Source organism: Streptomyces sp. NRRL WC-3742 (assembly GCF_000720635.1).
GTDB lineage: Bacteria > Actinomycetota > Actinomycetes > Streptomycetales > Streptomycetaceae > Kitasatospora.
Genome location: NZ_JOCF01000001.1, coordinates 242,753 through 261,735, shown reverse-complemented (window position 1 = coordinate 261,735; position 18,983 = coordinate 242,753). Strand labels below are relative to the sequence as shown.

Here is an 18,983-nt window from a genome sequence, read left to right as displayed (position 1 = left end):
CGAGTTTCCCCTGAGGGCAGCCTCCACCCGGCAGAACCGCCCCTGCCCCTGCCCCTGTCAACGCCGCCGTCCCCGCCCCGGTCCCCGCCACCGCTCACGGAGCGGACGCTCCCACCGCCCGCCCCCGCCCGGTGCGAGGATGGCCGCAGTACCGAGGTGAGGAGCCGAACAATGGCCAGCAGTGGGGCACACGGACAGAAGATCGCCTTTCTGGGCACCGGCAAGATCGGCGAGGCGCTGCTCTCCGGCCTGCTGCGCGCCGGCAAGGCCCCGGCGGACGTGATGGTGACGGCCCGCCGCCCCGAGCGCGCCGCCGAACTCGCCGACCGGTACGGCGTGGCGGCCGTCTCCAACGCCGAGGCGGCCAAGCTCGCCGACACCCTGATCCTCGCCGTGAAGCCCCAGGACATGGGCTCCCTGCTGGAGGAGCTCGCCCCGCACCTCGGCGCCGACCGGCTGGTGATCTCGGCGGCGGCGGGCATCCCGACCGGCTGGTTCGAGGAGCGGCTCTCCGCCGGTACGCCGGTGGTCCGGGTGATGCCCAACACGCCCGTCCTGGTGGACGAGGGAATGAGCGTGATCTCCGGCGGCTCGCACGCCACGGAGGAGCACCTGGCGCGGGCGGAGGAGATCTTCTCCTCGGTCGGCAAGGCCCTGCGGCTGCCCGAGGCCCAGCAGGACGCGGCGACCGCGCTCTCCGGCTCCGGCCCGGCGTACTTCTACTTCCTGGTCGAGGCGATGACGGACGCGGGCATCCTGCTCGGCCTGCCCCGGCAGGTGGCGCACGACCTGATCGTGCAGTCCGCGATCGGCGCCTCGGTGATGCTGCGCGACTCCGGCGAGCACCCGGTGAAGCTGCGTGAGGCGGTGACCTCCCCGGCGGGCACGACCATCGCCGCGATCCGCGAGCTGGAGAACCACGGGGTGCGGGCCGCGCTGCTCGGCGCCCTGGAGGCGGCCCGGGACCGCTCCCGGGAACTGGCCTCAGGCGGCAAGTAGGCGGTGGATCCCGTGGAGAAAGTCGCTGCACGACCCCTCCCGTAGCGGCGGCGCACCCCCTACGCTCTCGGCCAATATCGTCGTACCGGCCAGTAGCGAGGTCCCGCATGAGCGTCGAAGCACCCGCGCAGTCCGGACAGCCCGAACAGCCCGAACAGCCCGAACAGCCCGGAGCTCTTGAGCTCACCCCCGGGCTGCGCGCCGGCCGGGCCGCCCTCGCGGTCAGCTTCCTGCTCCAGGGCGTCACCTTCGCCCTGCTGGTCACCTGCATCCCGGAGATCCAGCACCGCTACGGGCTGAGCGACGGACTGTTGCCCGTCTTCCTGGCCGCCGTGCCGATCCTCGCGGGCGTCGGCTCGCTGACCTCCGAGCGGGTGGTCAGGCGCACCGGCGCCCGCGCCGTGCTCAGGGTCGTCCAGCCGGCGATCTGCCTGAGCCTCGCGGCCGCGGGCCTCGGCGACGAGCTGTGGCAACTCGCCCTGGCCCTGGGCGCGTTCGGGCTGCTGGTCGGCGCACTGGACGCCAGTATGAACATGCTCGGGGTCGGCCTCCAGCACCGCTACGGCCGCTCGATCATGATCGGCTTCCACGCCGCCTTCAGCCTCGGCGGCATCCTCGGCGCCGCCGTCGCGGGCCTCGGCTCCCACTACGACCTCGGCCTGCCGGTGCTGTTCGGCGCCTCCGCCGCCGTCATCGCCCCGCTCGCGGTGCTGACCGGCACCAGATTCGCCGGGCCCGCCGAACTCGGCGACGCCGTACGGGAGGCGGCCGAGGCCGCGGCCCGGTCCATCCCCTGGCGCCCGCTGCTGCCGCTCTGCCTGGCGATGGCCTTCGCCTACATCGCCGACGCCTCCGTCTCCAACTACAGCGTCAAGTACCTCACCGACGGCCTCGGCAGCCGCGAGGACCTCGCCAAGCTCTCCTACCTCGGCTACATGGTGGCCATGCTCCTCGGCCGCGCCCTCGGCGACCGCGCGGTGCAGCGCTTCGGCGCCGTCCCCGTGGTCCGCGTCGGCGCCGCGCTGGCCGCGCTCGGCTTCGCCCTGGCCGCCGCCGCGCCCGGCGCCTGGGCGGGCATCGCCGCCTTCACCGTCCTGGGCCTGGGCATCTGCGCGATCATCCCGCAGGTCTTCGCGGCCGGCGGCCGGCTGTTCCCGGCCGACTCGGACGCCGCCGTGGCCCGGCTCAACCTCTTCAACTACGTGGGCTTCCTGATCGGTTCGCCACTGGTCGGCGCGATCGCCGACGCGAGCTCGTACCGCTGGGCACTGCTCGCCCCGATGCTGCTGGTGCTCGCCGTCCTGCCGCTGGCCGAGCGCTTCGCGCCCACCCCCGTTCCCGCACCCGTCGCGCCCTGACAGCCGCCCGGCCACCCCCACCCGCTACGGTGGAGGCCATGCCCGAAGCCGAGCGTGACACCCCCTGCGGCCTGCACCTCTTCTGGGACGAGGCCGTCACCGCCTACGACTTCGGCCCCGGCCACCCGATGGACCCGACCCGGCTCGCGCTCACCATGCGCCTCGTCGAGGCCCTCGGGCTGAGCACCGGGCCCGGGGTGGGCGTCCGCTCCGCCCCGCCCGCCGGGGACTCCACCCTGCAACTGGTGCACACCCGGGAGTACGTCGAGGCCGTCAAGCACGCCGCCGCCCACCCCGAGCTGTCCGACCCCCGGCACGGGCTCGGCACCGAGGACAACTGGTCCTTCCCGGCCGTCCACTCGGCCTCCGCGCTGATCGCCGGGCAGTCCGTGGCCGCCGCCGAGGCCGTCTGGCGCGGCGAGACCCCGCACGCCGTCAACTTCTCCGGGGGCCTGCACCACGCCATGCCCGACAAGGCGTCCGGCTTCTGCGTCTACAACGACCCGGCCCTGGCCATCGCCCGGCTGCTCGAACTCGGCGCCGAGCGCGTCGCCTACGTCGACGTGGACGTCCACCACGGCGACGGCGTCCAGCAGGCGTTCTGGAACGACCCCCGGGTCCTCACGATCTCCCTGCACGAGCACCCCGCCACGCTCTTCCCGCAGACCGGCTGGTCCACCGAGACCGGCGGCCCCGACGCCGTCGGCACCGCCGCCAACCTCCCGCTGCCCGCCGGCACCGGCGACGCGGGCTGGCTGCGCGCCTTCCACGCCCTGGTGCCCGAGCTGCTCTCCGCCTTCCGCCCGCAGGTCCTGGTCACCCAGCACGGCGCGGACACCCACCTGGAGGACCCGCTCGCCCACCTCGCCGTCACCGTCGACGCCCAGCGGCTGATCGCCGAGGAACTGCACGACCTCGCCCACCAGGTGGCCGGCGGCCGCTGGGTCGCCACCGGCGGGGGCGGCTACGCCGTCGTCGACGTCGTCCCGCGGACCTGGACCCACCTCGTCGCCACCGCCGCCGGACGGCCCGTCGACCCGGCCACCGAGACCCCCGAGACCTGGCGCGCCGAGGTCTACCGCCGCACCCGCCGCCCCGCCCCGCTGCGGATGACGGACGGCGCGCGCCCCGCCTGGCGCGACTTCGACGCGGGTTACGATCCGGCGGACCGGCTCGATCAGGCCATCCTCGCGGCCCGCCGCGCGGTGTTCCCCCACCACGGACTGCTGGCCTGAAAACGGCGTTTCGGCCGTCGGCGGACCGGGCGGTGCGTACGCCGACCGGGCACATCGGCCGGGCGGCTACGTACTGCAACAGTCCTATCTCTCACCGTACGAGGACTGCTTCTCCCCTCTTCCCACTGGTACCACCCATAACTACTCTGGGGATACACGTGTGCCGGTGGAGTCACCGGAGGGGAAGCCGGTGCCTTGCACACGGGTTAAGGGTCGGGTGATGGTCATGAGTTCCGTCGAGCGCCCCCTGCAGGAAGTCGTCTTCCTGACCGTGGCGGAGGTCGCTGCGGTCATGCGGGTGTCCAAGATGACGGTGTACCGCCTGGTGCACAGCGGAGAGCTGCCGGCCATCAGGGTCGGGCGGTCCTTCCGGGTGCCCCAGCAGGCGGTGCACGAGTACCTCAAGGAGTCCTACGTGCGTCTCGAGAGCGCGTAGTTCGCGGGCGTTCGGACCCGGGCCCGCCGACGCGGACCCGGGTCCGTTCGCCGTGGATTTCCCGGGCGTTCCCCGGATGAGGGGAGTGCGAGTTAGGGCCCCGGGCACCCGGACGGTAGGCTAGGCCCTCACGTCAGTCGTATGGGCTCCGTCTCTCACGGGCGAGAGTCTCAGTGAGCGAGGGTTGTTCCGTGGGCTCTGTCATCAAGAAGCGTCGCAAGCGTATGGCCAAGAAGAAGCACCGCAAGCTTCTCAAGCGGACCAGGGTCCAGCGTCGCAACAAGAAGTAAGCGTCCCCGGCCGCGCCTAGCGCGCCCAGCGCTTGCATCGCCCGCCCAGGCCCTCGTGGCCCGGGCGGGCGATGTCGTTTCACGGCCCGGTACGGCGGCGCGGTACGGTGCACGCAGGCTTCTCGGGCCGGGAATGGGGTGCAGCACCGTGGGCGTCGTCGTGCTCGTCACCGGCGTGGCACGCCATCTGGGTGCCCGCTTCGCCGCCGAGATCCGCCGCCGTCCGGGTGTCGACCTGGTGGTCGGCGTGGACGTGCAGCCGCCCCGCCTCCCTCCGGAGGAGCCGGAGGGGCCGGCCGCCCCGTACCGCTTCCACCAGCTGGACCTGCGCCGCCCGGCCGTCGCCCGGGTGATCGCCGAGCACCGGGTGGACACCGTGGTGCACCTGAGCGTCAGCGCCACCGGGCTGGGCTCCACCAACCGCTCCGCGGTGAAGGAGTCCAACGTCATCGGCACCATGCAGCTGCTCGGCGCCTGCCAGAAGGCCCCAGGGGTGCGCCGGCTGGTGGTGAAGTCGACCACGGGCGTGTACGGCTCCGCCCCCCGCGACCCCGCCGTCTTCAGCGAGCGGATGCAGCCCAAGGACCAGCCCGGCGGCGGCTTCGCCAAGGACGCGGCCGAGGTCGAGGGGTACGTGCGCGGCTTCGCCCGCCGCCGTCCGGACGTCGCGGTGACGGTGCTGCGTTTCGCCAACATCGTCGGCCCGGGCGCGGACACCCCGCTCAGCGAGTACTTCGCGCTGCCCGTCCTGCCGACCGTCCTCGGCTACGACCCCCGGTTGCAGTTCGTCCACGAGGACGACGCCGTCGCCGTGCTCTGCCGGGCCGCGGGGGAGCCCGAGCCGGGCACCGTCAACACCGGGACCTTCAACGTGGCCGGCGAGGGCGTGCTGCTGCTCTCCCAGTGCGCCCGCCGGCTCGGCCGCCCGATGCTGCCGCTGCTGCTGCCCGCCGTCTCCTGGATGGCGGTGCTGGCCCGGCAGACCAGGCTGGTGGACGTCTCGCCGGAGCAGTTGCGCCTGCTCACCCACGGCCGGGTCGTGGACACCACCCGGCTGCGGGAGACCTTCGGCTACCGGCCGCTCTTCGGCACCCCGGAGGCGTTCGCCGACTTCGCCGCCGCCCAGCGGCCGGGCCTGCTGCCGCCCGAGCGGCTGGCCGCCGTCACCGACCGGATGACCGCCCTGCTGGGCCGCGAGGGCACGAGCGACCTCCCTTCCGCACCGACCCGCCCCCGCCCGAGGAGCTGAACCCGCCATGAGTGCCGCAGCCGAGAACGCGCCGCGCGAGGCCAAGGTCATCCCCATCGAGTCCGCCCCGAGCTGGTCGACCTCCGAGGCGACGGCCCCGGCCCTGGCCGACCGGATCGCCGGGGCCGTGGGCGGGGCGCTGTCCGGGCAGCTCGGCCCGGCCGCCACCAGGGTGTTCGGCAAGGGCTGGGAGGGCCGGGCCGCCGAGGGCCTGTCCTTCCTGCGCCGCCGGCTCACCGGCGAGTACGAGGTGGACGAGTTCGGCTTCGACCGGGAGCTCACCGAGGAGGTGCTGCTCTCGCTGCTGCGCCCGCTGGCCGAGAAGTACTTCCGCATCGAGGTGCAGGGCGTCGAGAACATCCCGGCGGAGGGCGGCGCGCTGATCGTCGCCAACCACTCCGGGACGATCCCGCTGGACGCGCTGATGACCCAGGTCGTCATCCACGACCACCACCCGCACCGGCGGCACCTGCGGATGCTCGCCGCCGACCTGGTGTTCGTGCTGCCGGGGGTCAACGAGCTGGCGCGCAAGGCCGGCCACACCCTGGCCTGCAACGAGGACGCCCAGGCGCTGCTGGAGCGCGGCGAGGTCGTCGGGGTCTGGCCGGAGGGCTTCAAGGGCATCGGCAAGCCGTTCTCCGAGCGCTACAAGCTGCAGCGCTTCGGGCGGGGCGGCTTCGTCGCCTCGGCGCTGCGGGCGAAGGTGCCGATCGTGCCCTGCTCGATCGTCGGGGCGGAGGAGACGTACCCGATGATCGGCAACGTGAAGACCCTGGCCCGGCTGCTGGGCCTGCCGTACGTGCCGATCACGCCGACGTTCCCGTGGCTGGGCCCGCTCGGGGCGGTGCCGCTGCCGACGAAGTGGACGATCCGCTTCGGCGAGCCGATCGCGACCGACGGCTATCCGGCGGAGGCGGCGGACGACCCGATGCTGGTCTTCGACCTGGCCGACGAGGTGCGCGAGACCATCCAGCACACCCTGTACCAACTTCTGGTGCAGCGCCGCTCGGTGTTCTTCTGACGCCCGGTGTTCTTCTGGCGCACGGTGTTCTTCTGGCGCCCGGTGTTCTGACGCCCGGTGTTCCTCTGATCGGTTGATCAGTGCGCCCACGGGCCCCGGTGGAGCTTCCACCGGGGCCCGTGGGCGTTCCGGGCGGGATCAGCCGCCGAGGATGCGCAGCCCGGGCAGCAGCCCCGGGACGAGCGGGGGCACGTCCACGCCCTGCTGCTGCGGGGCCGCGCCGGCCGGGCCGGGCGCGCTGCTGGCCTGGGGCGCCTGCGGCGGGGCCGCGTCGGTGCTGGGCGAGGGCTTGGTGCCGGTGAGGCCGTTGGTGAGGTTGCCCACCAGGCCGTTGACGGCGTCCGCGCCGCCGCCGGGCAGGGTGCTGGGCAGGCCGCCGCCCTGGGTGCCGCTGCTGGTGGCCCCGTTGCCGGGGTTGGCCGGGGTGCGGTCGGTGCCGCCGGGGCGGTTGGCGCCCGTGCCGGTGCCGCCCTGGGTCTGGTCGGTGCCGGGCGTGGTGCCGGTGCCGGCCGGGGTGTCGGCGGAGGAGCCGGGGGTCCTGCCGGCGGTTCCGTCGTCCGCTCCGTTGCCGGGCCGGCCGTCGCTCTTGGCGGCGGGCTGGGCCAGGTGCAGGGGCGCGACGTCCTCGCTTATGTCGTCGAAGAGGCGGTTCACCAGGTCGGCCTGCTGGGTGAGTTGGACGGGCAGTTTGCCCTCGAGCTCCGTCCAGCGACCGTCCTCGTCCTTGGCGAACCCGGCGAGGGCGCGCATCGGCTCGAGCGAGCCGTTGCTGCGGTAGATGGAGCGCAGCAGGTCGCGGCCCTTGAGGGCGTCGGCGTGCATGTCGTCCAGGGCGCGGCGGACCTGGTCGACGGTGCCCGGGCTGAGGGCGCCGGCCGGGTCGGTGCGGCCGACCAGGCTCTTGGCCTCGCCGAGGCGGGTGGCGGCGTTGTCGAGCAGTAGTTGGCCGCGCTCGGAGTCGGAGTCCGCGAAGTCGAGCCGGAGTCCTTCGAGGCCGCGCTTCATGCCGTACAGCGTGTCGCCCGGGAGGGCGTTGGAGCTGGCGGCCGCGGCGCCGGCCAGGCTGCCGACGGCGAGCCCGGCGACCAGGCCGCCGATCGCGAACCGGCGGCTCCAGCGGCCGCGCGGTGCGGTGCGGACGGCGCGGTGGCGTCGCTGGCGGGGCACGGTGGCGCCGCCTCCGCCGGCGAAGGCTTGCTCGAACGCGGCCATCAGCTGGGCGCGTTGGACGGTCCGGACCTCGGGGTCGAGCTCCGGACCGGGCAGGGCTCCCAGCGCGTCGGCCATGCCGACCAGTTCGGCCATCGCGGCCGGACCGGCGCCGGTGGCGGCGGGGTCGGCCGTCTCGGCGCCGGCCGCGCGGCGCTGCTCCGTCTGGTGGGCCTCCAGCACCTCGGCGAAGGCCCTCGCCCGCCGGTGCTCCAGCACGTTTGCCGTCACGGGCCACACCTCCCTTCGTCGTTGTCGACTGCCTGGCCTGCCGGACGGTTGCCCGGGCGGGCCAAGGCCACTCCATCGGGTGACAGGTCGCAATTCGACTTGACGGTATGCCCGGTGGTGGCTTGCACGCTGGCCAACGAGCGGTGCGGGCGGTCGGTTACGCGTGGCTGATCATCGGATCGACCGTTCACCCGGACGTGTCGGCCGCACACGGATGGTGACGTGCGGCCCGGCGGGCCCCCGGCTATCGCGCCTTCGGTCACCGCCGCCTCACCGCGCGTCGGGCGGGAGGAGCCGGGCCAGGGTGCGCACGGCCCGGTACTGGAGGGTCTTGATGGCGCCCTCGTTCTTGCCCATGATGCGCGCCGTCTCGGCCACCGAAAGCCCTTGCAGGAAGCGGAGGGTGACGCACTCCTGCTGCTGCGGGTTGAGCCGGCGCACGGCGTCCAGCAGGGCGGCGTTGGAGAGGGACTCCAGCACCGACTCCTCGGGGCTGCGCTCGCACTCGTTGGAGTCGAGCATCTCGCCGGTGGTGACCTCCAGCCGGAACCGGCTGGACTTGAAGTGGTCGGCCACCAGGTTGCGGGCGATGGTGACGAGCCAGGCGCCGAAGTCCCGCCCCTGCCAGGTGAAGGTGCCGATCCGGCGCAGCGCGCGCAGGAACGTCTCGCTGGTGAGGTCCTCGGCCGTGGCCCGGCTGCCGACCCGGTAGTAGATGTAGCGGTAGACGGTGTCGGCGTAGTGGTCGTAGAGCCGGCCGAAGGCGTCGCTCTCGCCGTTCTGGGCCCGCTCGACGAGCTCCATGATCGGGTTGTGCTCGGTCTCGTAGCCGGGGCTGGGGGCGGTGCGGGTGCGCCCGCGTCCGAGGCCCGTGCTGCCGGAGCGGCTGCGCGAGCCGGTGCCGGCGGAGCCCGCGGCGGTGGTGCGCAGGGCGAGGCCCGGCCCGGGCTGGGGGCCGAACGCGGCTCCGGCGGGGACGAGTTGGGGTGAGGCGGCGAGCTGGCTGCGCAGCAGGGTGCGCAGCAGGTCGAGGCCCGTGGAGATCTGCCGCTCGGGGGCCGGTCGGCCGCGCAGACCGGTGCGGGGGCGCAGGGGCGCGGACGACGGGCGGGAGGGTGCAGGCGCGTCGTTCCGGACGGGTGGGTACACGGGACTCCCAGAGGCAGAACTGTGGACGGATCACCTCCGCCTGCGCGGAGAGCGCGCCCCGTGCCGCCCGTTCGAGCGGGGCGGTGGGGTGACGCGCATCCAGGAGAGAATAACGCTTTGTGCAATGACAGCTACACCGTGTGGCCGAAGTGGTCGTTTGAGATCCACTTGATGTGCATATTCGGCTGACACTGACCGGAGATGTCATCGTTCATCCGGCTCAACGTGACCGAACGGGCGCCCAGGGTGACCAATTCGATGCTGCGACGGGCGGTTTCCCAGCCTTGGCGGTCGGCAATCCCTGACTTTCCCGGACTGGCGAACGATCAGAACCGGTCACCGGCTGCCAGGTTCACACAGTGGGGTGCGAAACGCCTGGTGGGAGCGGGAGTTCGCCCGTACGAGGGGGCGGAAAAAGGCCCTGGTTGACGCCGCGTCGCCCGTCCGGGGGAGTGTCGGGGAATGCCGGGGGAGTGTCGCGAAACCCTGCGAGGAAGGGAGTTCGGGCGGCGGCTCAGCCGCGCCGGCGCCGTCGGTGCAGCGCCACCGCGGCCGCCGCCGCCCCGGCGAGCACCCCGAGCGCGGCGGCCGCCGGCAGCCCGATGCGGGCGGCCCTGCGCCCGGTGCGGAAGTCCCGCACCCGCCAGCCCTGGGCCCGGGCGTGGCGGCGCAGCGCGCCGTCCGGGTTCACGACGTACGGGTGGCCGACGAGGGAGAGCATCGGGATGTCGTTGGCCGAGTCGCTGTAGGCGGCGCAGCGGTCGAGGTCGAGGTGTTCGCGCCGGGCGAGGGCGCGCACCGCGGAAGCCTTGGCGGGCCCGTGCAGCATCTCTCCGACGAGCCCGCCGGTGTAGAGGCCCTCGCGGGCCTCGGCGACGGTGCCGAGCGCGCCGGTCATGCCGAGGCGGCGGGCGATGATCCGGGCCACCTCCAGCGGGGCTGCGGTGACGAGCCAGACCCGCTGCCCGGCGTCCAGGTGCATCTGGACGAGGGCGCGGGTGCCGGGCCAGATCTTGTCGGCGACGACGGGCTCGAAGATCTCCTCGCAGATCGCCTCGAGGTCGGCGGTGGGCTTCCCGGCGACGATGCCCAGGGCGGTGTGCTTGGCGTCGGAGATGTGGTCCGGGTCCTCGGTGCCGTGCAGTCGGAAGAGCGTCTGCTGCCAGGCGAAGCGGGCGATGTCGCGGCGGGTGAGGAAGCCGCGGCGGTAGAGGCCGACGCCGAGGTAGAAGATCGCGGCGCCGCGCAGGATGGTGTTGTCGCAGTCGAAGAAGGCGGCGGCGTGCGGGTCGTCCGGGTCGGGGGTGTGGTTCCCGGCGGGGGCCTTGGGCGCCTTGCGGCCCCCGGCGGCGGGCGCCTCGAGGCCCTCCGCCGCGCCCTCCGGTGCGGCCTTCGGCTCGTCCTCCGGCAGGGGCTGCGGCGCGGCGCGCAGCGCCGCCTCGGCGGCCTCCGCCGCGGCCTCGCCCGCCAGGGCGCTCCGCTCGGTGGGGGAGCGCCTCGCCTGGGTGAGCCTTCGGAGCACGGCCATGTCATCGAGCATAGCCAGCCGGGCGGAGAATGCTCCCGTGAGCCCTTTGCTGCGACGCAGGACCCCCAAGCCCGAGGACCGTACCGTCACCCTCCTCGCCAAGCCCGGCTGCCATCTGTGCGACGAGGCCCGCGAGGTGCTGCAGCGGGTGGCGGGCGAGCTCGGGGTTGCCTTCGAGGAGAAGGACATCACCGAGGACGAGGAGCTGTTCCGCCGTTACTGGGAGCAGATCCCGGTGACCCTGATCGACGGGCGCCAGCACGACTTCTGGCGGGTCGACGAGGCGAGGCTGAGGGCCGCCCTGGCGCACTGACCGGGCTTCACCGCCCCCGCCGTCCGGCGGGGGCGGTTCGCCGAATCGTTGTCGAATACACCCCGGCTCGGCTTGGTTCGGGGTGCCACGGTCGGCTTACGATCGAATGCGTTTGCGCCCGTGGGGGGCTGAGCACACGAGGAGTGCCACCATGCTTCCCCGCCCGACCCCCGGCACGCCCGAAGCCCCCTCCGGGGCCCGGGGCTTCGCCGTGGTGGACGTGGAGGCGACCGGCCGCAGCCCGTGGCGCCACCGGGTGGTGGAGATCGCGGTGGTGCTGCTGGACGTGGGCCTGCGTCCCGAGGGCGAGTTCGCGACCCTGCTGGACCCGTCGGGCCCGGTCGGCCCCACCCATGTGCACCGGATACGCCAGGCCGACGTCGAGGGCGCCCCGCGCTTCCGCGAGATCGCCCCGCACCTGCTGGAGCTGCTGGCGGGCCGGGTGCTGGTGGGCCACCACGTCACCTGCGACCACGCCTTCCTGGACCGCGAGTTCGCCCGGATCGGGGTGCCGCTGCCGCCCGTCCCCCTGCTGTGCACGATGCGCCTGGCCCGCGAGCACCTGCCCCCGGCGCCCGGCTACGGCCTGGCGGCCTGCGTGGAGGCGGCGGGCCTGGGCTGGTACCCGGCGCACACCGCGCTGGGCGACGCCCGGGTGACGGCCGAGCTGCTGCGGCACTGCCTGGGCGCCCCGTCCTGCCCGCCGGACGACTGGGCGGGCCCGCTGCGCGAGGCCGCCGTGGTGCCCTGGCCCCGGCTGGGCCGGGCCCGCTCCCGCCCGTCCGACGCGGGCGTCCCGCTGGTGCGCAGGGAGGCGCCGTACGGCCCGTGGCTGCCCGGTGCGCAGGCCCCGGCGGTGGTCCTGACGCGGTGCGGTGCTATGGGCTCGACGGCGTGATGCGCATCACTGTGCGGGGACAAATCGGACACCATCTTTGTGCACACGTTCACAAACGCATAGCCTGGCTGCCAAAGCCCAGCTTCACCCACAGGAGCACCGTGGCAATCGGCCGATCACCACAGAGCAGTTCGCAGACGCCCGACCAGGGCGCCGCGCGCCGACCCTCGCGTGCCCGGGGTATCCCGGAGGCGACCGTCGCGCGCCTTCCCCTCTATCTGCGGGCCCTCACCGCGCTCTCCGAGCGCTCGGTGCCGACCGTCTCCTCCGAGGAGCTGGCCGCCGCGGCCGGAGTGAACTCCGCCAAGCTGCGCAAGGACTTCTCCTACCTCGGCTCCTACGGCACCCGGGGTGTCGGCTACGACGTCGAGTACCTCGTCTACCAGATCTCCCGCGAGCTCGGCCTGACCCAGGACTGGCCCGTCGTCATCGTCGGCATCGGGAACCTCGGCCACGCGCTCGCCAACTACGGCGGCTTCGCCTCCCGCGGCTTCCGCGTCGCCGCCCTGCTGGACGCCGACCCCAACGTGGTCGGTTCCACGGCGGCCGGCCTGCCGGTACGGCACATGGACGAGCTGGAGTCGATCGTCGAGTCCCAGCACGTCTCCATCGGCGTGATCACCACCCCGCCCGGCGCCGCCCAGCAGGTCTGCGACCGACTGGTCGAGGCGGGCGTCACCAGCATCCTGAACTTCGCCCCCACCGTGCTGACCGTCCCGGACGGCGTGGACGTGCGCAAGGTGGACCTCTCCATCGAGCTGCAGATCCTCGCCTTCCACGAGCAGCGCAAGGCCGGTGAGGAGCCCGACCGCACCGAGTCGGTCCTCGACCGCGCTCCGGGCCCGGTCCGAGCGGCCGCCGCCAAGCTGAGGCGGGCGGCCGGCGGCAGTGGCAAGGGCCGCGCCGCCGCCGACCCGGCGGCCAACGACCAGGCCGAGCAGGTCAAGGACAAGAGCGCCAAGGGCGACGGGGACCTCTCCGCGGTGATGCCCGCATGAACACCGAGAGCCGCTGGGGGCGGGCATGAGTCTTCTCGTCGTCGGACTGAGCCATCGCACGGCTCCGGTCGGCGTGCTGGAGCGCGCCGCGCTGACGGGCGAGGTGCCCACCCGCCTGCTGCACGACGCCGCCGCCACCGCCACGGTGGCCGAGGCCGCGCTGCTCAACACCTGCAACCGGATCGAGCTGTACGCGGACGTGGACAAGTTCCACGCCGGCGTCGCCGAGCTGTCGCTGCTGCTCGCCCACCACAGCGGGGTGGACCTGGAGGAGCTGACCTCCCACCTGTACGTCCACTACGAGGACCGCGCCGTCCACCACCTCTTCTCGGTGGCCTGCGGCCTGGACTCGATGGTCGTCGGCGAGGGCCAGATCCTCGGCCAGCTGCGCGACTCCCTGGCCAAGGCCCAGGAGGAGCACACCGCCGGGCGCGGCCTCAACGAGCTGTTCCAGCAGGCCCTGCGGGTCGGCAAGCGCGCCCACAGCGAGACCGGCATCGACAAGGCCGGCCAGTCCCTGGTCACCTTCGGCCTGGAGCAGGTCGCCGCCGGCGCGGGCGAGATCGCCGGCAAGCGCGCCCTGGTCGTCGGCGCCGGCTCGATGAGCTCGCTGGCCGCCGCCACCCTGGTCCGCTCCGGCGTCACCGACCTGATGATCGCCAACCGGGCCCCCGCCCGCGCGGAGCGCCTGGTCGAGATCCTCGGCCCGGACGTCGCCCGCACCCTGGACCTCGCCAAGGTCCCCGAGGCCCTCGCCGACGTCGACCTGGTGATCTCCTGCACCGGCGCGGCCGGCGTGGTGGTCAGGGCCGAGGACGTGGCCGCCGCCGTCGCCCTGCGGCCGGCCGGCGCGAGCCCGCTCGCCCTGCTCGACCTCGCCATGCCGCGCGACGTCGACCACGCCGTCCACGAGCTGGACGGCGCCCTGCTGGTCGACCTGGAGAGCCTCTCCCACGCCCACGCCGCCACCCCCGGCGCCGGCGACGTCGACCAGGTCACCCGGATCGTCGCCGACGAGGTGACGGCCTTCGGCGCCGCCCAGCGCGCCGCCCGGATCGCGCCGACCGTCGTCGCCCTGCGCTCGATGGCCTCCGACGTCGTCGCCGCCGAGCTGGGCCGCCTGGACTCCCGGCTGCCCGACCTCGACGAGCGCTCGCGCGCCGAGATCACCCAGACCGTCCGCCGCGTCGTCGACAAGCTGCTCCACGCCCCGACCGTCCGGGTCAAGCAGCTCGCCGCCGAGCCCGGCGGCGCCTCCTACGCGGAGGCCCTGCGCGAGCTGTTCGACCTCGACCCGGCGGCCGTCCACGCCGTCTCGGGCACCCCGGTCGGCGGCGCACCCCAGCCCTCCGCCGGGGGCACCAGATGAACCGTCAGCCATCCCACGAGTACCACCGGGACGATCACCTCATGAATGGTCAAGCGATCACGGAGCCGGCCCCGGCCGACTCCGCCCCCCTGCGGCTCGGCACCCGGCGCAGCGCGCTGGCCATGGCCCAGTCGGGCATGGTGGCCCGCGACGTGACCAGGGTCACCGGGCGCCCCGTCGAGCTGGTCGAGATCACCACCTACGGCGACACCTCCCGCGAGGCGCTGGCGCAGATCGGCGGCACCGGCGTGTTCGTCTCCGCGCTGCGCGACGCGCTGCTGGAGGGCCGGATCGACTTCGCCGTGCACTCGCTCAAGGACCTGCCCACCGCCGCCCCCGAGGGCCTGGCGCTGGCAGCCGTCCCCGAGCGCGAGGACGTCCGCGACGCCCTGGTCGCCGCCGAGGGCCTGGCGCTGGACGAGCTGGTCGAGAAGCTGGAGGGCGCTGGCCGCCCGGCCCGCGTCGGCACCGGCTCCCCGCGCCGGATGGCCCAGCTCAACGCCTGGGCCGCCGCCCGCGGCGCCCAGCTGGAGACCGTCGCGATCCGCGGCAACGTGGACACCCGCATCGGCTACGTCGCCTCCGGCGAGCTGGACGCCGTCGTGCTGGCCACCGCCGGACTCAACCGGCTCGGCCGCAGCGCCGAGATCTCCCAGCACCTCGACCCGGAGCTGATGGTCCCCGCCCCCGGGCAGGGCGCGCTCGCCATCGAGTGCAGCGCCGCCGACACGGAGCTCACCGCCGCGCTCGCCGCCCTGGACCACGCCCCCACCCGGGTCGCCGTGACCGCCGAGCGCGCCCTGCTGGCCACCCTGGAGGCCGGCTGCTCGGCCCCGGTGGCCGCACTCGCCACCTGGGGCGGGGAGAACGAACTGCGGCTGGACGGAGTGGTCGGAGACCCCGACGGAACCGCCCTGCTGAAGATGTCCGCCAACGGTCCGATCGTCCTCGACGAGACCGCCGAACAGCAGGCGCGGGCCCTCGGCCACGCGCTCGCTGAACGGCTGCTCGCCGCGGGCGCGGCCACCCTGATGGGGGAGCGAGCCCGATGAGCCCCACCGCCGCCACCGACGCCCTGTTCCCGAACGGGCACCCCGCCACCGGGCGGTGCACCTTCCTGGGCGCGGGCCCCGGGGACCCGGGCCTGCTGACCCTGCGGGCGGTCGAGGTGCTGGCCACCGCCGACGTCCTGGTCGCCGACCCGCTGACCGCCGTCGCCGTGCGCAGCCACTGCCCCGCCTCCGTCCAGGTGCACAACCCGGCCGCCGAGGGCGCCGACTTCGACCTGGCCAAGCTGGTCGGCGAGGCCGTCCGCTCCGGCAAGCACGTCGTGCGCACCGTCGACGGCGACCCGGGCCTGGACGGCTGCGCCGCCGAGGAGATGCTCAGCTGCGCGGGCGACGGGATCGCCTTCGAGGTCGTCCCGGGCGTCGCCCAGTCCGTCGGCGTCCCCGCCTACGCGGGCGTCCCGCTGCGCGGCGCGTCCGGCGCCGACGTGCGCTTCGTCGAGGCTTCCGCGCTGCTGGCCGGCCGCCCGGTGGACCTCGGCTCGGCCGACACCACCCTGGTGGTCCGCACCACCCTGGGCCAGCTGCCCGCCACCGCCGGCGCCCTGGTCGCCGGCGGCCGCGGCGCCGAGTCGGCGCTGAGCGCCACGCTCTCGGGCACCACCACCCGCCAGCGCACCTTCACCTCGACCCTCGCGGGCATCGCCGCCGACCTCAAGGCCGCCCGGGTGCTGCCCTCGCCGGTCTCGGCCCCCGTCGACCCCGCCACCCCGGTGATAGCCGTGGTGGGTGAGCAGGTCGCCCACCGCGCCTCGCACTCGTGGTTCGAGACCAAGCCGCTGTTCGGCTGGAACGTCCTCGTGCCGCGCACCAAGGAGCAGGCCCACGGCCTGTCCGAGCAGCTGCGCTCGTACGGCGCGGTGCCCCAGGAGGTGCCGACCATCGCGGTCGAGCCGCCGCGCACCCCGCAGCAGATGGAGCGGGCCATCAAGGGCCTGGTCACCGGCCGCTACGAGTGGATCGCCTTCACCTCGGTCAACGCCGTGCGCGCCGTCCGGGAGAAGTTCGAGGAGTACGGCCTGGACGCCCGCGCCTTCGCCGGGATCAAGGTCGCGGCGGTCGGCGAGACCACCGCGCAGGCCCTGGTGGACTTCGGCGTGAAGCCCGACCTGGTGCCCTCCGGCGAGCAGTCCGCCGCGGGCCTGCTGGAGGACTGGCCGCCGTACGACCCGGTCTTCGACCCGATCGACCGGGTGCTGCTGCCGCGCGCCGACATCGCCACCGAGACCCTGGTCGCCGGCCTGGTCGAGCTGGGCTGGGAGGTCGACGACGTGACGGCCTACCGGACGGTGCGCGCCTCGCCGCCGCCGGCCGAGACCCGCGAGGCGATCAAGGGCGGCGGCTTCGACGCGGTGCTCTTCACCTCCTCCTCGACGGTGCGCAACCTCGTCGGCATCGCCGGCAAGCCGCACAACGTCACCGTCATCGCCTGCATCGGCCCGGCCACCGCCAAGACCGCCGAGGAGCACGGCCTGCGGGTCGACGTGATGGCCCCGGCACCGTCGGCGGCCGCGCTGGCCCAGGCGCTGGCAGACTTCGGGGCCAAGCGCCGGGACACCGCGTCGGCCGCCGGTGAGCCGGTCTACCGGCCCAGCGAGCGCCGCCCCGGCTCGCGCCGCAAGGCCGCCCGCTGATGTTCCGCCCGGGGGCGGTGACCACCGCCCCCGGTGCCGTGCAACCGTTCGGAGAGAGAAGCCGTGTCCGCTGAATTCCCGTTCGTCCGCCCCCGTCGGCTCCGCCGGAGCCCGGCGATGCGCCGCCTGGTCGCCGAGACCCGGCTGCACCCGGCGGAGCTGATCCTGCCGCTGTTCGTCCGCGAGGGCGTCAGCGAGCCCGTGCCGGTCACCTCGATGCCCGGGGTCGTCCAGCACACCCGCGACACCCTGCGCAAGGCCGTCGTGGAGGCGGCCGAGGCGGGCCTGGGCGGCGTGATGCTGTTCGGCGTCCCGCTCGTGCAGGACGCGACGGGCAGCGAGGGCACCAACCCGGACGGCATCCTCCAGCAGGCGATCCGGGACGTGGTCTCCGAGGTCGGCGACTCCCTGGTGGTCATGTCCGACCTCTGCCTGGACGAGTACACCGACCACGGCCACTGCGGGGTGCTGGCCGCCGACGGCAGCGTCGACAACGACGCCACCCTGGAGCGCTACGCCGAGATGGCCCGGGTGCAGGCCGACGCGGGCGTCCACCTGGTCGGCCCCTCCGGCATGATGGACGGTCAGATCGCCGTCATCCGCAAGGCGCTGGACGAGTCCGGGCACCAGGACACCGGCATCCTCGCCTACACCGCCAAGTACGCCTCCGCGTTCTACGGCCCCTTCCGCGAGGCCGTCGGCTCCTCGCTCAAGGGCGACCGCAAGAGCTACCAGCAGGACCCGGCCAACGCCCGCGAGGCGCTGCGGGAGCTGGAGCAGGACCTCGCCGAGGGCGCGGACATGGTGATGGTCAAGCCGGCCATGGCCTACCTGGACATCCTGCGCCAGGTAGCCGACGCCTCCCCGGTGCCGGTCTCCGCGTACCAGGTGTCCGGCGAGTACGCGATGGTCGAGGCGGCCGCCGCGAACGGCTGGATCGACCGCGAGCGGATGGTCATGGAGACGCTCACCTCGATCCGCCGCGCGGGCGCCGAGCAGATCCTCACCTACTGGGCCCTCGAGGCCGCCGCGATGCTCAAGTAGCAGGCACGGTACGACGGAAGGCCGGGCCCCCGCGAAGGAGGGGGCCCGGCCTTCCGTCATGCGAACGTGCGACCGTACGACCGGAGACTACTTCCAGTCGTGGGAGTGCCAGCCGTTGGTGTGGGCGAAGCCCTCGAAGCCGCCCATCACGTCGGTGGAGGTGGCGGCGATGCCGCCCATGGCACCGGCGGCGGTGTTCGAGGTGTGGGCGATGCCCCAGCCCTCGGCGGCCAGGAACGGCTCGTCGGCGGAGGCGACGAACTGGCCGCCGCCCGCGAGACCGGTGTGGGCGAACGCCGGGGTGGCGGCACCGGCGAGCGCCAGTGCGGCGGCGGCGGTGAGCGCGGCCTTGGCCAGCGTGCTCTTCATGGAACTGCCCTCTCTCTCGGAGCGCCCGGGCGGGCGCTCTTGACACGTGATCACATCCGGCCGCCGGGCCCGACGCCCCACGCGCCGGGCCCGGCAGCCGGTCACCCGGTCGGACCGCGCCGGATGGGCGGCCGGGCCGGACACCTCGTCACAAGCCCGGAGGGCCCGGGGAGACCAACCTCCCCGGGCCCTCCGTCCGTGCTGCGCGCCTTGATCAGCCGATCAGGTGCGAGACACCCGCGTCGCCCGAGGACTGGGTGTTCTGGCCGACGTTGCAGATCTGCTTCGGGGTGCTGTTCAGGACGGGCACCTCGACCGGAACCGCGACGCCGACGACGGCGACGGCGATGTTGTGGACCTCCGGCAGGCAGATGTTGGCGTTGTCCAGGGTGTGGAAGTTCGGGCTGCCGTTGCCGTGGGTGCCGGTCTGGTTGGTACCGCCGTTGCCCTGAACGGAGGTGGCGGCGCCGTCCGAGTCGATGATGGCGGAAGCCGAGCCGGCGGACATCGCGATGGCGGCGGCGGCCAGGCCGGCGGCGGCGAGGGACTTCTTGATCATTTCCGGTTTTCCTCTCGAGGGGTGAAT

The 18,983-nt window shown here is 74.0% G+C and carries 19 protein-coding genes; 14 read left to right on the top strand and 5 right to left on the bottom strand.

Translation table 11 applies throughout. From position 1 onward, the window contains the following. Window positions 1-171: 171 nt before the first annotated feature. The 7 genes from proC to IH61_RS0101300 all read left to right on the top strand — a co-directional run bounded on the left by proC (window position 172) and on the right by IH61_RS0101300 (window position 6,588). Entirely contained in the window at window positions 172-999 is an 828-nt protein-coding gene (gene proC, locus IH61_RS0101330; protein ID WP_031063519.1) for a pyrroline-5-carboxylate reductase, read from the top strand. 194 nt (window positions 1,000-1,193) lie between these two features. Then, entirely contained in the window at window positions 1,194-2,357 is a 1,164-nt protein-coding gene (locus IH61_RS0101325) for an MFS transporter (RefSeq protein ID WP_037971290.1), read from the top strand. Between the two features lie 38 nt (window positions 2,358-2,395). Further along, complete coding sequence (locus IH61_RS0101320) at window positions 2,396-3,592, top strand: acetoin utilization protein AcuC (protein ID WP_051836067.1); 1,197 nt, start codon at window positions 2,396-2,398, stop codon at window positions 3,590-3,592. 226 nt (window positions 3,593-3,818) lie between these two features. Beyond that, window positions 3,819-4,028: a helix-turn-helix domain-containing protein gene (locus IH61_RS0101315; RefSeq protein ID WP_045699258.1), complete on the top strand. Its 210-nt coding sequence runs from the start codon at window positions 3,819-3,821 to the stop codon at window positions 4,026-4,028. Window positions 4,029-4,219: 191 nt separating this feature from the next. Continuing rightward, window positions 4,220-4,318 (top strand): 30S ribosomal protein bS22, encoded by a 99-nt coding sequence (locus tag IH61_RS44085; RefSeq protein ID WP_003948845.1) that lies wholly within the window; start codon window positions 4,220-4,222, stop codon window positions 4,316-4,318. Between the two features lie 148 nt (window positions 4,319-4,466). After that, window positions 4,467-5,567: an NAD-dependent epimerase/dehydratase family protein gene (locus IH61_RS0101305; protein ID WP_031063508.1), complete on the top strand. Its 1,101-nt coding sequence runs from the start codon at window positions 4,467-4,469 to the stop codon at window positions 5,565-5,567. Window positions 5,568-5,574: 7 nt separating this feature from the next. Continuing rightward, window positions 5,575-6,588 carry a lysophospholipid acyltransferase family protein gene (locus IH61_RS0101300; protein WP_031063506.1) on the top strand — a complete coding sequence of 338 codons (1,014 nt, stop codon included), beginning with the start codon at window positions 5,575-5,577 and terminating at the stop codon, window positions 6,586-6,588. Window positions 6,589-6,726: 138 nt separating this feature from the next. Here the strand turns inward: IH61_RS0101300 and IH61_RS47590 are convergent, their stop codons facing one another. The 3 genes from IH61_RS47590 to IH61_RS0101285 form a co-directional block, all read right to left on the bottom strand. Continuing rightward, complete coding sequence (locus IH61_RS47590; RefSeq protein WP_031063504.1) at window positions 6,727-8,028, bottom strand: DUF5667 domain-containing protein; 1,302 nt, start codon at window positions 8,026-8,028, stop codon at window positions 6,727-6,729. Between the two features lie 270 nt (window positions 8,029-8,298). Then, window positions 8,299-9,120 carry an ECF subfamily RNA polymerase sigma factor, BldN family gene (locus tag IH61_RS48050; protein WP_051836084.1) on the bottom strand — a complete coding sequence of 274 codons (822 nt, stop codon included), beginning with the start codon at window positions 9,118-9,120 and terminating at the stop codon, window positions 8,299-8,301. Window positions 9,121-9,691: 571 nt separating this feature from the next. Next, complete coding sequence (locus tag IH61_RS0101285; RefSeq protein ID WP_031063500.1) at window positions 9,692-10,705, bottom strand: HAD family hydrolase; 1,014 nt, start codon at window positions 10,703-10,705, stop codon at window positions 9,692-9,694. A 37-nt stretch (window positions 10,706-10,742) separates the two neighbouring features. Between IH61_RS0101285 and IH61_RS0101280 the strand changes: the two genes are divergently transcribed. From IH61_RS0101280 to hemB, 7 genes are all read left to right on the top strand, one after another. After that, window positions 10,743-11,018 (top strand): glutaredoxin family protein, encoded by a 276-nt coding sequence (locus IH61_RS0101280; RefSeq protein WP_031063499.1) that lies wholly within the window; start codon window positions 10,743-10,745, stop codon window positions 11,016-11,018. A 151-nt stretch (window positions 11,019-11,169) separates the two neighbouring features. Further along, a complete protein-coding gene (locus IH61_RS0101275) occupies window positions 11,170-11,916 on the top strand; it encodes a 3'-5' exonuclease (protein WP_051836066.1) in 747 nt (248 codons plus the stop codon). Between the two features lie 107 nt (window positions 11,917-12,023). After that, the gene (locus tag IH61_RS0101270) at window positions 12,024-12,914 is read left to right on the top strand and encodes a redox-sensing transcriptional repressor Rex (RefSeq protein ID WP_051836083.1); all 891 of its coding nucleotides are present in this window, start codon (window positions 12,024-12,026) and stop codon (window positions 12,912-12,914) included. A 25-nt stretch (window positions 12,915-12,939) separates the two neighbouring features. After that, window positions 12,940-14,283 (top strand): glutamyl-tRNA reductase, encoded by a 1,344-nt coding sequence (locus IH61_RS0101265; protein WP_051836065.1) that lies wholly within the window; start codon window positions 12,940-12,942, stop codon window positions 14,281-14,283. 41 nt (window positions 14,284-14,324) lie between these two features. Continuing rightward, complete coding sequence (gene hemC / locus IH61_RS0101260; RefSeq protein WP_051836064.1) at window positions 14,325-15,335, top strand: hydroxymethylbilane synthase; 1,011 nt, start codon at window positions 14,325-14,327, stop codon at window positions 15,333-15,335. Continuing rightward, a complete protein-coding gene (locus tag IH61_RS0101255) occupies window positions 15,332-16,984 on the top strand; it encodes a uroporphyrinogen-III synthase (protein ID WP_031063486.1) in 1,653 nt (550 codons plus the stop codon). Before hemC ends, IH61_RS0101255 begins: the two co-directional genes overlap by 4 nt. 63 nt (window positions 16,985-17,047) lie before the next feature. Beyond that, window positions 17,048-18,028, top strand: coding sequence for a porphobilinogen synthase (gene hemB, locus IH61_RS0101250; RefSeq protein WP_031063484.1), 981 nt, complete (start codon window positions 17,048-17,050; stop codon window positions 18,026-18,028). A gap of 87 nt (window positions 18,029-18,115) precedes the next feature. Here the strand turns inward: hemB and IH61_RS0101245 are convergent, their stop codons facing one another. Both IH61_RS0101245 and IH61_RS0101240 read right to left on the bottom strand, forming a co-directional pair. Beyond that, on the bottom strand, window positions 18,116-18,397 hold the full coding sequence (locus tag IH61_RS0101245; RefSeq protein ID WP_031063482.1) for a hypothetical protein: 282 nt from the start codon (window positions 18,395-18,397) through the stop codon (window positions 18,116-18,118). A 214-nt stretch (window positions 18,398-18,611) separates the two neighbouring features. Further along, on the bottom strand, window positions 18,612-18,956 hold the full coding sequence (locus IH61_RS0101240) for a hypothetical protein (RefSeq protein ID WP_031063479.1): 345 nt from the start codon (window positions 18,954-18,956) through the stop codon (window positions 18,612-18,614). Window positions 18,957-18,983 lie beyond the last annotated feature (27 nt).